At 65.0% G+C, this 12,389-nt stretch carries 6 protein-coding genes; 1 reads left to right on the top strand and 5 read right to left on the bottom strand.

The features are described 5' to 3' along the window. Positions 1 to 156: 156 nt before the first annotated feature. The 4 genes from NUG20_RS00255 to NUG20_RS00240 form a co-directional block, all read right to left on the bottom strand. Positions 157 to 735 carry a hypothetical protein gene (locus NUG20_RS00255; protein ID WP_263396494.1) on the bottom strand — a complete coding sequence of 193 codons (579 nt, stop codon included), beginning with the start codon at positions 733 to 735 and terminating at the stop codon, positions 157 to 159. 82 nt (positions 736 to 817) lie between these two features. Further along, a complete protein-coding gene (locus NUG20_RS00250; protein ID WP_263396493.1) occupies positions 818 to 1,918 on the bottom strand; it encodes a type I restriction endonuclease in 1,101 nt (366 codons plus the stop codon). A 149-nt stretch (positions 1,919 to 2,067) separates the two neighbouring features. Further along, positions 2,068 to 5,880, bottom strand: a complete 3,813-nt coding sequence (locus NUG20_RS00245) for a LamG-like jellyroll fold domain-containing protein (RefSeq protein WP_263396492.1) — start codon at positions 5,878 to 5,880, stop codon at positions 2,068 to 2,070. Positions 5,881 to 6,261: 381 nt separating this feature from the next. Next, positions 6,262 to 9,033, bottom strand: coding sequence for a TonB-dependent receptor (locus tag NUG20_RS00240; RefSeq protein WP_263396491.1), 2,772 nt, complete (start codon positions 9,031 to 9,033; stop codon positions 6,262 to 6,264). 289 nt (positions 9,034 to 9,322) lie between these two features. Between NUG20_RS00240 and NUG20_RS00235 the strand changes: the two genes are divergently transcribed. Next, positions 9,323 to 10,345: a sugar kinase gene (locus NUG20_RS00235; protein WP_263396490.1), complete on the top strand. Its 1,023-nt coding sequence runs from the start codon at positions 9,323 to 9,325 to the stop codon at positions 10,343 to 10,345. 600 nt (positions 10,346 to 10,945) lie between these two features. Here NUG20_RS00235 and fabV read toward each other — a convergent pair. Continuing rightward, a complete protein-coding gene (gene fabV, locus NUG20_RS00230) occupies positions 10,946 to 12,151 on the bottom strand; it encodes an enoyl-ACP reductase FabV (protein ID WP_263396489.1) in 1,206 nt (401 codons plus the stop codon). Positions 12,152 to 12,389 lie beyond the last annotated feature (238 nt).

Raw genomic sequence — 12,389 nt, 5'->3', positions numbered from 1 at the left:
TTTTCTTCAGCACTTTGGTGGAAAGCTCGGAAAAAGGGAGGCATGGTAGGCGTGGCATGGCTTGTCAAACAGAACCTTCGGCGGAAAAGGACTCAGGTTGACTTCTAAAGTAGCCCTGACCCTGTCCTCTCCCTAATGCTCTGACCCCAGTTCTCTTTAGCCCGTTTTCCCGCTTGCAAGGAATATCAGCCACCCTAGAACACCAAAACATACGCTCAACATGATTAGCGCAACCCACCATATATCAAATGGCTCTGCGCGACGCGCTACCAACACACCGGCAACGTATGTAAATCCGACCAATAAAGAAAATATTAATGAAAGAAGCAATACTTTCAGGCCACCACTGTCCAAATTTAAAATAGATGCCAGCGCGACAAACGCAAGTAAACCAGTCATGAAGGCCAAAAGCGAACTTGCGAATTGTGTTAACCGCTCCTCTATGTGATCAAGGCTAGATGTTAAGTAGCGATGAGTAAAGTTAAACCTGGTGAGCACTGTGATTGTGCAACCAATCGCTAAATAGGCGAAGAATACTAGGCCAAATGCATTAAGTGACATGAAGTCAGCTAAGAGATCTGACGCCCAATGTGCCTTTGACCAGCCTCGCTCCGTCGCTTTTCCTTGCCAGACAAGGAACAAACCGACAATTAACCCACAAAAGCCAAAGAATGGTAAGTCCTTCCTCAGCTCTGCTTGGAGGCGTGAAAAAGCTTCTTTTATTTCACGATCCATTTTCGGGTTCCTGGCGAGCTAGCAGGTGACTTAGCCACCACGAAGCGGCATCAGCATTAATATTTTTGCTACGAATATTAGCCTACTCCCGCGGCAAGTATGATGAGACCATTGCCCTAATATGCTCGGCATGGCTGTAGATATCATCTGGCGATTCAATATTAAAAATCTCTTCTTCTTTGTTCTGATTGAACAAACCTAACCTTAGCTTTTCCAAATTATTGAAGCGCAACCTGCAAATTGGCTTTCTGTTGTTATCATCGAGAAGAATCGCGCAATAGCTCATCGCATCTCTCATGACTACACGCTTGGTACTAACCAGCTCCCGCACAATTGCGCGCACAATATGGAAGCCTTCGACTTCTTCCTGAGTCGTTATCGACTGTGGTTCTGGCGTGGATGGCTGCGTCGGCGGCTCTACGGCAGTCGGTATCGACGCTTGGACCGGATCGGGAACCGATAAGGATTCTGGAGACATCGCGCCTTTCAGTCGCTCATTGATCTTCTCGCCCACAAGTTGGTCGAAGGCACGGCGGGCAATTAACGTAAACTGGTCCCGCACCGCCGGGGTGAACCTGCGTGTACCAATGAGATCGGACGACACGAGCCGGACGAACTCTTCGGATGGCTGTGCCATCCATTCGGCAAGTCGCGCTTGAATGGCACGCGTGTACTTCAACTCGTTTGCCGTGTTGAGTATCGCGTCCAGATCGAACGCGGTCTTCGCGAACTTCTTGAGTTCTTCAACATCTCGCTCCTTGAAGTCGAGGATGTTGAACTCGAAGAATGGCTTCTCGTCCATCTTGTTGGGCTGCTCCAGGTCGGTGAAGAACCGATAGAGCAATCCATTGGTGAGCACGCCAAAGCGCGCTTCGGTCACATGGAAGTAGCGAAAGAGTTGCGCCGCATGGTTGATGCTTAGGTCGCCGCCTGCCTTCTTGCACTCGAACAGGATGATTGGCTTGCCGTCGCGCAAGATGGCGTAATCGACCTTCTCGCCTTTCTTGGTGCCGATATCGGCAACGATCTCTGGCGTGACTTCGAGCGGATCGAAGACGTTGTATCCAAGGATCTGGATCAGAGGCATCACCATCGCATTCTTGGTGGCCTCTTCGGTTTGAATCATCGCGCGCGTACTAACGATGCGCGCCGCAAGCAGGCGCAGCTGGTCAACAAAGTCCATGGATGTCCCTTCCCCCCGAATTGACGACCCGTTGTAGCACGACGCAACGCGGCGCGGGGAGACAAATGTGGATTCTGTCTAGGAACCGCTTTCCTGGCTAACGTTCCTCCATTATCAGAGTGGTTGCCACTGATTTATTGCCTGCTTAATTAGTGCAAATCCATCGCGTTATTGCGCTTCGTTATCTCGTCCACCTCGCCATCGGTAACGATCCGCAAGCGTGCGCCCTTGCCGCCACTACCATCCGGCAAAGCCAACCGCACGTTCGCGATCCTCGGCTCCAAATCCCGCGGCGCCTCCAACGCAGCAAACGCCGCCCGCGCCACTTCCCGGCCACGCGCATCTTCCAGCACCACGAACCCCGCCGGTGCGTCCGCATGGCCAAGGCTGTGCACGGTAACTTCGATACCATCCGCGCTCACCCACACATCGCCACGCCCGATCCCCAGATCCGGCCGCTGCTCCACCGGCACCGCGGCAGGCGCGATGAGTTCGAACTCCATCACCACCGTCTTGCCGGCGGGAAATTCCACGTCCACCGCCCCGCTCTTCTCGAACGCGAACTCGCGCGTGGCGGGCTTGCCATCGATGCGCCCATCGCCATCGCGATCGAGGCCCGAGCGCATGCGCCATTGCCCGGCGGTGATGTTCCAGCCGGTCATCTGCGCCCGCTGCCCCTTGCCACCGAGGTTGTGGCCGATAACGGTAAAGCGATCCTGACGCGGTTTGGACAGCAGCAGCGCGACCTGCACGGCGCCTTCGGGATCGGCGAAGCGCCAACTGACGGTGTGGCCGGGGTAGGTCTGGTTGCGCTTGAGGGCCACGCCGCCCAGGCGGGCGCGCTGCAGGTTCACGGTGGGCGATTCGACGCGGTCGCTCCACCAGTGGCCTTCGGTGTTCATGTAGAAGGTCTGCAGTTTGTCGCGGGTCTCGGCGCGGTACAGGGCTTCCAGCCAGGCGGTGTCGCCGCTGGCCTCCCAGGCGGCGTGGTGGGCGAAGTCGGGGACGGCATCGGGTTTGGCGGCGGCCTTGGCCAGGTCGGTGCCCCAGCTGTCGCGCTTGCCGAGCAGGTCGAGGAAATTCTCGTTGAGCAGCGACAGGCCGGCCGGGCCGGCGTTGGCGACGCGGTAGTCGATGGGCTTGAGGTAGCGCGCCTCGCCGGTCCAGCGGTAGGCGGCCCAGAAGGTGTGCAGGGTGTCGGCGCCGCCGCTGCCTTCGAACAGTTCGCCGCCGCGGGTTTTGCCGGTTTTCCAGTTGATCTCGTTGGGCAGCGCCCATTGGCCCTTGGCGTTGGTGTAGGCGTGGGCCAGGTAGCCGTCGGCCAGGCCGGTGACGATGCGGCGGCTGTTGGGGTCGGCGTTGTAGCCGCCCAGCAGCATGGCCGGGTGCAGCACCGGGAACGAGTAGGGTTTCTGCCACTGCCAGTTCGGCTCGCGGTAGACCTTGCGCCCGCCGAACCAGTTGCTGGCGAACAGCAGGTGGCCTTGCGGGTTGACCTGGATGATGGTGTCGAAGGCCTTCAGCGTGCGCATCAGGCGCTCGACGGTGAGCGGGTCGCCCCAGTTGAGGTAGAGCATGGCGCTGTTGAGGTTGATGCCTTCCTCGTAGGCATGCAGTTCGTCGGTCTCGATGGTGGACAGGCCGTCGGTGAACATGCCGTTGCGGTAGTTGGCGTCGGACAGCGCGGTCAGCGAGGCATTGAGCTTGTCCGGGTCCACGCCCATCAGGGCGACGCCCGGCCATTGCTGGGTGAGGTCGGAATCGTCGGAGATGCCACCGCCGAAATCGCCGTAGGCCACTTGCCGCTCGTCGATCCACCAGCGGATGTAGCGGCGCGTGGCCTTGAGGTCTTCCAGTTGCCAGAACGCCCAGGCCGGCACGCCCTTGGGCGGGGTGGGCAGGTCGACCGGCAGCGCGCCCTGGTTGCCGTAGCTGATGTCGTTCCAGTATTCGCGGCCGAGCGCGTTGTCCGGGTCCACGCGCAGCAGGTCGCCGATGTCGGCATCCAGGCGCGCGTACAGCAGCTGGCGCTTGGAGGTGGTGTGTTCCTCGACCAAGAAGCCCCAGTTGTCCTTGACTTGGTTGAAGCGGTCGGCGATGTGTTCGGCCTTGGCCTGGTCGCGCGGCTTGAACAGCAGGCGCAGTTGCGCGCCGTCCAGCGCGCGCGCGTCGAAACCGGGCGCGGCGGAGGCGATGCTGAGCATCAGGCTGTCGTTGCCGAGGATGCGGTCGCGCAGGTCCAGCCACAGCGTGCGCGCCTGGCCGGGCTTGACCGACACCGAGACGTCGAGCATGTCGCGCGCCGGCCAGATCGGGTCCTTGATGCGAATGTTGAGCGGGATCAGGCCGTCATGGGTGGCCGGCAGGTCCAGCGCCGGCAGGTCGATGGCGATGCCGTCCAGGCCGTCGTGCATGTTCTCCCAGCCGTAGGACCAGCTGCGCATCAGCGGCTGATCCGGCGGGGCGTCGCCGAGGCTGGAGGGGATCAGCACGTGCACGATCGGCAGCGACGGCGTGGCGGGTTTTTCGGCGCCGCGTTTGCGCGCCGGCGCCTTGCTCGGCAACGCGACCACGGTGCTGCGTTCGGCCGGCGGGTAGCGGCCGGTGATGGTGGCGCGCAATGCGGCGAGGTTGGCGTAGTCCGGCGCGATGTCGCTGCGCACGGTGTAGCTGAGCGTGGCGCTGGGATCTGACGGCGGTGCGCCGGCGCCGACGTCGTAGGCCCAGATTTCCTGGATCGGGGTTTCCTGCGCGGTGTTGGTGAAGCGCAGGTGGCCGCCGCGGCGACGTTCGAACTGTTCCACGCTGCGCACGGTGCCTTGGCTGCGCTGGAACAGCGGCGCGGACGTGGCGCCGGCGGCGGCGTAGCTGGCCTGGCCGTAGGCGGCGCCACGCAGCTCGATGCGGTTGAACGGTTCGTCGGGCAGCGTGAGGTCCAGCGCCTTGCCGCCTTCGACGTAGGTGTTCCAGTCAGGCAACTGGAAATAGTCGTCGCGGCCGGGCAGGCGCGAGCGGTTGTAGACGCCGGGCCAGGTGGTCTCGGCGATGCCGTCGGTGGCCTTCCACATCCACTGCTTGAGATCCTTGGCGTCGGCGAACTCGACCTTGCGGATGCGGGTGGACGGTGCGTCCAGCGCAGGCGGTGCGTGGCCGTGGTCCCAGCCGTAGCGGTGCAGCCAGGCGTTGCGTGCTGCGTCGCCGCGCAGCGGTTCGGCGCTGCGCGGTTCCTGCTGGCGCGCCAGGGCGGCGGCGCCGGCGGTATCGAGCATGCGGTCGTAGATGCGGATCTCGTCGAAGTCGCTGCCGCGCAGGAAGTTGTAGCGGCTCTGCACCTGGTGCGGCGCCATCACCCGCCCGGCCAGGCCAAGCTGGTCGAGCGCGGCATCGAAATCGAGCGAGCCGCCGTCGGCGCAGGCCTGCGCGCACTCGGCGCGCGCGGCTTCCTTGCCGTCCACGTACAGGCGTACGCCGCGGGTTTCGTCCCAGGCGAAGGCGAGGTGGGTCCAGGCGCTGGCGGATGGGTTCTTGTCGAGGGTGAACGACGCGCGGGTGCGCGCCAGGTTGGCGTCGGTGACGAAGGCGTCGAAGCCGTGGCCGTTCCAGTCGATGCGCAGCCAGGCCATGTCCCAGCTGCTGTGGTCGGCGTAGCCGACGCGGAAGATCACGAACGGTGCTTCGCCGACCGGATAGCGCGAGCGCCAAAAGAAGGAGAGCGTGCCGCGCTGGGTGTAGAGGTTGCCGGGGGCGTTCCAGGCGAGGACGCCGTCGTCGGCCCATTCGATGGCGTTGCCCTTCACGCCGGTGGGGACCAGGGCGACCTTGTCGCGGAAGTTGGGTTTGGCGTCGCCTTGGGCGATGTCGGCGTCGAAGCCGCGGTCGGCGGAGACGCGGAACAGGAGGTCGGGGGCGGTGGTGGTGGGTGCGGGGGCGGCGTAGGCCGGGAGTGCCAGGCAGGACAGCATGGCCAGGCAATGGGCCAGGATGCGATTGCCTGTGGTGGGGGATGTTTGACCTGTCCGTGCGGAGCAGCGCGCGTGCGGGGCGATGTCGCGGAATGGTGGGTGCCTGTCGCGGCTGAAGCCGCTCCTACAGGGGGAGATGAGCCTTGTCGGTAAGGCACGTCGCGACTGAAGTCGCTCCCACAAGGGGGTCATGGCGCCGACGGCGCTGGCGGCAGCGCGGGTGGCGCTGCGGCGGATTGCCTCTTTCATGTCGCTCCTTTGCGATCGCCGTGCGCGCGTGCCGCCGCATGGCGATCCTCCCTACCCCCGATCCGGCGAGTATGCAGGCAGCGGCGCGCTGCCGGTGCCGCGCACGTGGCGCGACACCGGCGGGCGCAGACTTCAGAACTTGTAGCGCACGCCCAGCAGGTACTGGCGGCCAGTCTCGCTGTACTGCAACGGCAGCTGCGAGGTCGAGCCGACCCATTCGTCGGACGGTTCGTTGGTAAGGTTGATGCCTTCCAGGCTCAGCTCCAGGTGGTCGTCGATCTTCCAGCTGATCGAGGCGTCCACCGTGTTGACCGCGGTCATGCCGTGCACGTCGAAGCCGGTTTCGGTGGCCGGGACCTGGGTCAGGTAGTCGTCGCGGTGGGTGTAGGACACGCGCGCGCTCAGCTGCTCGCCCTGGTAGAACAGGGTGCCGTTGTACGAGTTCTTCGACAGGCCGGTCAGGTCGGTTTCCAGCGAGGCCGCACCGGTCGCGGTCAGGTACTGGATCTTCGAATCGACGTAGGTGTAGTTCAACTGCACGCCGAAGTTGCTCCACTTGCCCGGCAGGAAGCTGAAGGGCTGGGTGTAGTTGAGCTCGACGCCCTTCAGGTCGCCGCCGGGGGTGTTGAGCGGCACGGAGAACACGAAGTCGTCGTTGACGCCGGCGCCGGTGCCGTCGAGCAGGCTGGCGGGCAGGCCGCTGGCCGAGTACGGCTGGGTCACGCGGGTGGTCTGCACGAAGCTCTCGATGTCCTTGTAGAACACCGCCGCGCCCAGCATCGCACCGTCCTGGAAGTACCACTCGAAGCCCAGGTCGGCGGTCTTGGCGCGGATCGGCTCCAGGTCCGGGTTGCCGCCGCTGACGGTGCGCGCACCGCCGGAGACGTTGACGGTGACGCCCGGGGTCAGGCTGCCCAGGCCGGGACGCGACATCACCTTGGCCGCGCCGAAGCGCACCAGGAAGTCCGGCGAGATCTCGGCGACCAGGTTCAACGAGGGCAGCGTGTCGCTGTACTCGCGGTTGACCGTGGTCTGCACCAGCGCGCTACCGACCGTGGCGTAGCCGGTGGATTCCTGCTTGGTCTTGACGTAGCGCACGCCGAGGTTGCCGCTGACGGGGATCGAACCGATGTCGAACCCGAACTGGCCCATCAGCCACGCGCCGCGGTCCTTCTCCTCGACGCTGCGCGTATTCACTGCGCGCTCGGCCAGGGCGAAGGTGCCGGTGCCGCTGTAGATGTCCAGCGCATCGGCCACCGCGTTCAGATCCGGCACCACCCAGCTGCCCGGGCTGCCGCTGACGCCGCCGAGGTTGGCCAGTTCGGTCATGTTGACCGGCACGATGCGGGTGCCGGTGGCGAAGGTCGGCACCGACACTTCCGAGGCGCGGCGCAGTTCCTTGGTCTTGAACGTGTAGTCCTTGGCCAGCACGCCGCCGCGCAGGCTGAAGCCCGGGCCCAGGGTCCACTCGAAGTTCAGGCTGCCGGTGTCGAAGGTGTTTTCCACGTACTGCGGACGCAGGCGGATTTCCGCCAGGGTCCAGCCGTTGCCGTTGGTGGGATCGACGCCGTAGTTGAATACCGGCGAACGGCTGTTGCCGCGGTAGTCGTAGCTGTAGCCGTCGACGTTGAGCTTGTCCATGATGATCGTGGTCTGGATCGGGTTCTCGTGCTTGGAGCTGGAGGTACCGATCTGGCCGTCGATCTTGAAGACGTCGCTGAACCTGTGCTCGCCGTTGAGGGTGAGCTGCTTGAACACGGTATTCCACTCGTCGTAGCGCTGCTCGGAGCGGATGTCCACGTCGTCGAACTGCCCGTACAGCAGCGCGCCGGTGTTCGGGTCGATATAGCCGTCGCGCACGATGGTCTGCGGCTTGCCGCCCTGCGAGGCGCCGCGGCTGAAGGAGATCGCCTCGATGTACTTCTCGGTGCGCTTGGCGTCGATCTTGGAGTACAGGCCGTCCAGCGAGAACTCGGTGTCCTTGCTCGGCTTCCACTGCAGCGAGCCGGTCACGCCGGTGCGCTTCTGCTCGTGCTCCATCAGCGTGTAGCGCGGGAAACGCGGGTGGAACACATTGGCGCCGCGCGCGGCGGCGAACGGCGAGGTGGCGCTGAAGTTGCCGTTGCTCGGGCCGTTGGCCCAGCGCCCGCTGTTGCTGCCTTCTTCCAGGATCTGCCGCTCCGAGTACGCCACCGACAGCAGCGCGCCGAAGGTGCCGTCGGCCCAGGTGTTGGCGATCAGCCCGGCCACGCGCGGGTCGGCCTTGTCGGCCATGTCGTTGTAGCCGGCCTGGCCGTTGACGGCCAGGGTGAAGCCGTCGTAATCGAACGGGCGCGCGGTCTTCAGGTCGACGGTGGCGCCGAGCGAGCCTTCCTCGACGTCGGCCGAGGCGGTCTTGCGCACCACCAGCTGGGTGAACAGGTCCGAGGCGAACACATTGAAGTCGAAGCCACGGCTACGGTTGGAGCCGCCGGACTGGTCGGAACCGCCGACCGTGGTCAGCGCTTCCATGCCGTTGACCCGCACCCGGGTGAAGTCCGGACCCAGGCCGCGCACCGAGATGCTGCGGCCTTCGCCGGCATCGCGGGTGATGACCACGCCGGGGATGCGCTGCAGCGATTCGGCCAGGTTGAGGTCAGGGAAATCGGCGATGTCCTCGGCCACGATGGCGTCGACCATGCCGGTCTCGCCGCGCTTGAGGTCCAGCGCCCGCTCGACACTGGCGCGGTAGCCGGTGACGGTGATGGTGTCCAGTTCGGTGGCCGGTTCGGCGGACCCGGTGGCAGGCGCGACATTCTGCGCGGGGGCGTCCTGCGCCTGCAGCACGCCGGCCTGCAGGGCCAGGCCGATCGAAAGCGCGAGCAAGGTAACCGGTGTCTTCCGGCGTTCGGTACGAGATTGCATGTCTCCCCTCCCAAGGGTCCATGAACTGCGTTGGATTCGGTTTTGCCGCGGATGACACCGCTGGTCAAAACCGACGTTAACAGTTGCGAAACATTGCGGCATCTTGCAGCGCAGCAGAAAACGCCTTGGATTTGCAGGCCTTTCGGACCGCCGCCTGGCGCGGACGGCGCCGCCGCAAGGCTCGGCCCGGATTTGCCGCCAGGAAAAATGACACCGCTGGTCACGATATCTGGCCGTGGCCGCCGTTCCCCGGCATGCTTGGCGCCTTTCCGACGCTAAGGATCCTGCCATGACCGCCTCCCGCATCGTCTGCTTCGGCGAACTGCTGCTGCGCCTGGGTGCGCCCGGCCACGAGCGCCTGCTGCAATCGCCGCGGCTGGACGTGCACGTCGGCGGTGCCGAGGCCAACGTCGGCGTGTCGCTGGCGCATTTCGGCCACAACGTGGCGATGGTCAGCGTGCTGCCGGACAACCCGCTGGGCGACGCCGCCGCCGGCGAACTGCGCCGGCACGGCGTGGACACCCGCGGCGTGCGCTTCGTGCCCGGGCGCATGGGCCTGTACTTCCTGACCACCGGCGCCGGCCACCGCCCCAGCGAAGTCACCTACGACCGCGCCGGCTCGGCGTTCGCGCTGGCCGAGGCGGACACCTACGACTGGCCGGCGTTGCTGCGCGGCGCGCAGTGGCTGCACCTGTCCGGGGTGACCCCGGCGCTGGGCGAGCGCGGCGCGGCGGCGGCCCTGGCGGCGGCGCGCGCCGCACGCGAACTGGGCGTGCGCGTGTCGTTCGACGGCAACTACCGGCCCAAGCTGTGGGAGGCCTGGAACGGCGATGCACCGGGCATCCTGCGCCAGCTGCTGGCGCAGGCCGACGTGCTGTTCGCCGACTATCGCGACCTGGGCGTGGTGCTCGGCCACCAGTACCCGCAGGACAGCGCGCAGGCGCGGGTGGAAGCCGGCGCGCGCGACGCCTTCGCCGCGTTCCCGCACCTGCAGGCGATGGCCTGCACCCAGCGCGTGGCGCACAGCGTGGACCACCACAGCCTGGGCGCGATGCTGCTGCGCCGCGACGGCAGTGTGGCGCAGGCCCCGGCCGAGGAACTGACCGGCATCGTCGACCGCATCGGCGGCGGCGATGCCTTCGCCGCGGGCGTGCTGCACGGGCTGAGCCAGGGTTGGGACGACACCGCCACGATCCGTTTCGGCCTGGCCGCGGGATGCCTGAAGCACTCGGTGCCGGGCGATTTCCATCCGCTGGGCGAGGCCGATGTGCAGGCTTGCGTGGGGGCTTCGCGGTTCGATGTGAAGCGGTGAGGAGCCGGGATTGGGGAGTTGGGATTGGGGATTCGTAAGAGCGTTGGTTGCGGCGTTTTTGTATGTGGTCCGGCGTTGCTGGCGATTTGTTTTTCTGTCGCGGCTGAAGCCGCTCCTACAGGGGAGCGCGCCCGCTTTTTTGTAGGAGCGGCTTCAGCCGCGACAGGTAGACAGGGGTGAAGGGAAAAAACCAAGTTGCGGTTCCCGAAGCAGTGGCTGCTTTTTTCCACCGCGTCGCGACTGAAGTCGCTCCCACAGGTACGGTGGCGGGCTGTACAAGCGGCTGCAGGAGCCTCTTGTGGGAGCGACTTCAGTCGCGACGCGGGATTCCATCGAGCGCGACTGGTTCCAGGTGCAGGCCGGACCTTCATACGATTCGCGCCGTGACGATTTCATTGTCCTGTCGCGGCTGAAGCCGCTCCTACAGGAGCAGCGCGCGCTTTTGTGTAGGAGCGGCTTCAGCCGCGACAGACACCCAACGAAAAACGGCCGGCGTCAGGCGCCGGCCGCATCTCCACTTCCGAACGCCAATCCCGAATCCCGGCGTTCCTGCAACCTTCCGAATCCCGTTGTTTCTACAACTCGATCAATCGAGTGTTCCTACAAGTCGATGCAATCGAACTTCACGTCCGGATCGACGTCGGCGTCGTAGTCCACGTCCTTGCGCTCGAAACCGAACAGCTTGAGGAACTCGTGCTTGTAGCCGGCGTAGTCGGTGAGCTGGAACAGGTTTTCGGTGGTGACCTGCGGCCACAGCGCCTTGCAGGCGTCCTGCACGTCGTCGCGCAGTTCCCAGTCGTCCAGGCGCAGGCGGTTCTGCTCGTCGGTGGCCGGCGCCCGGCCGTCTTCGCGGTACATGCGCTCGCGGAACAGGCGGTCGAGCTGGTCGATGGTGCCTTCGTGCAGGCCCTTTTCCTTCATGATCTTGTAGACCATGGAGATGTACAGCGGCATCACCGGGATCGCCGCGCTGGCCTGGGTCACCACCGACTTGAGCACCGCCACGTTGGCGCTGCCGCCGCTTTGCTGCAGGCGCGCGTGCAGGCGCTGCGCGGTCTGGTCCAGGTCCACCTTGGCCTTGCCCAGCGCGCCGTGCCAGTAGATCGGCCAGGTGATCTCGGTGCCGATGTAGCTGAAGGCCACGCTGCGCGCGCCCGGGGCGAGCACGCCGGCGCCTGCGAGCGCGTCGATCCACAGCTCCCAGTCCTGCCCGCCCATCACGGTGACGGTGTCGGCGATCTCCTGCTCGGTGGCCGGTTCGATCGAGGCCTCGATGATCGCGTCCTTGTTGGTGTCGATCGCGGTGGCGGTGTAGGTCTGGCCGATCGGCTTGAGCGCCGAGCGCTTCACTTCGCCGGTGCCCGGCAGCTTGCGCACCGGCGAGGCCAGCGAATACACCACCAGGTCGACCTGGCCGCCCATCTCGGTCTTGATCAGCTCGATCACCTGCGCGCGCGCTTCGTCGGAGAACGCATCGCCGTTGATCGACTTGCTGTACAGCCCCTGCGCCTTGGCGAAGGTGTCGAAGGCCGCCGAGTTGTACCAGCCGGCGGTGCCGGCCTTCTTGTCGCTGCCGGGCTTTTCGAAGAACACGCCGAGCGTGTCGGCGCCGAAGCCGAACGCGGCGGTGATGCGCGAGGCCAGGCCGTAGCCGCTGGAGGCGCCGATCACCAGCACCTTCTTCGGCCCGTCGCTGCGCACGCCGCGCGCGCGCGTGGCCTCGATCTGCTCGAGCACGTTGCGCTCGCAGCCGAGCGGATGCGTGGTGGTGCAGATGAAACCGCGAACTTTCGGGTGGATGATCAACGTGGTGTCCTCTCGGCAAGATGCCCCGCGGCATCTTAATGTCTGCGGCGCGCGCGCAGAAGGGCCGGTGCAGCAGACGGCATGGTATGGACGTGGCGCGGCCTGCAGCGGCTGTCCTGGCGCGGACCTTGTGAGGCTGGGCGCTGGACTGGCGCGCTGATCGGTGGAGCGTGTTCCGAGCTTGCCGCTTTTGCTGCAGCCGTTGCGGATCTGCGCGTCGCGACGGAAGTCGCTCCCA

The organism is Xanthomonas sp. CFBP 8443 (assembly GCF_025666195.1).
In the GTDB taxonomy this organism is placed as follows: domain Bacteria; phylum Pseudomonadota; class Gammaproteobacteria; order Xanthomonadales; family Xanthomonadaceae; genus Xanthomonas_A.
The sequence above is the reverse complement of the archived record's forward strand: the minus strand, read 5'-3'. Positions and strand labels throughout refer to the sequence as shown.

Bases quoted from the DNA above. Each gene is read 5' to 3' on its own strand.
- NUG20_RS00255 (WP_263396494.1), bottom strand. From the start codon at position 735: ATGGATCGTGAAATAAAAGAAGCTTTTTCACGCCTCCAAGCAGAGCTG.
- NUG20_RS00250 (WP_263396493.1), bottom strand. From the start codon at position 1,918: ATGGACTTTGTTGACCAGCTGCGCCTGCTTGCGGCGCGCATCGTTAGT.
- NUG20_RS00245 (WP_263396492.1), bottom strand. From the start codon at position 5,880: ATGCTGTCCTGCCTGGCACTCCCGGCCTACGCCGCCCCCGCACCCACC.
- NUG20_RS00240 (WP_263396491.1), bottom strand. From the start codon at position 9,033: ATGCAATCTCGTACCGAACGCCGGAAGACACCGGTTACCTTGCTCGCG.
- NUG20_RS00235 (WP_263396490.1), top strand. From the start codon at position 9,323: ATGACCGCCTCCCGCATCGTCTGCTTCGGCGAACTGCTGCTGCGCCTG.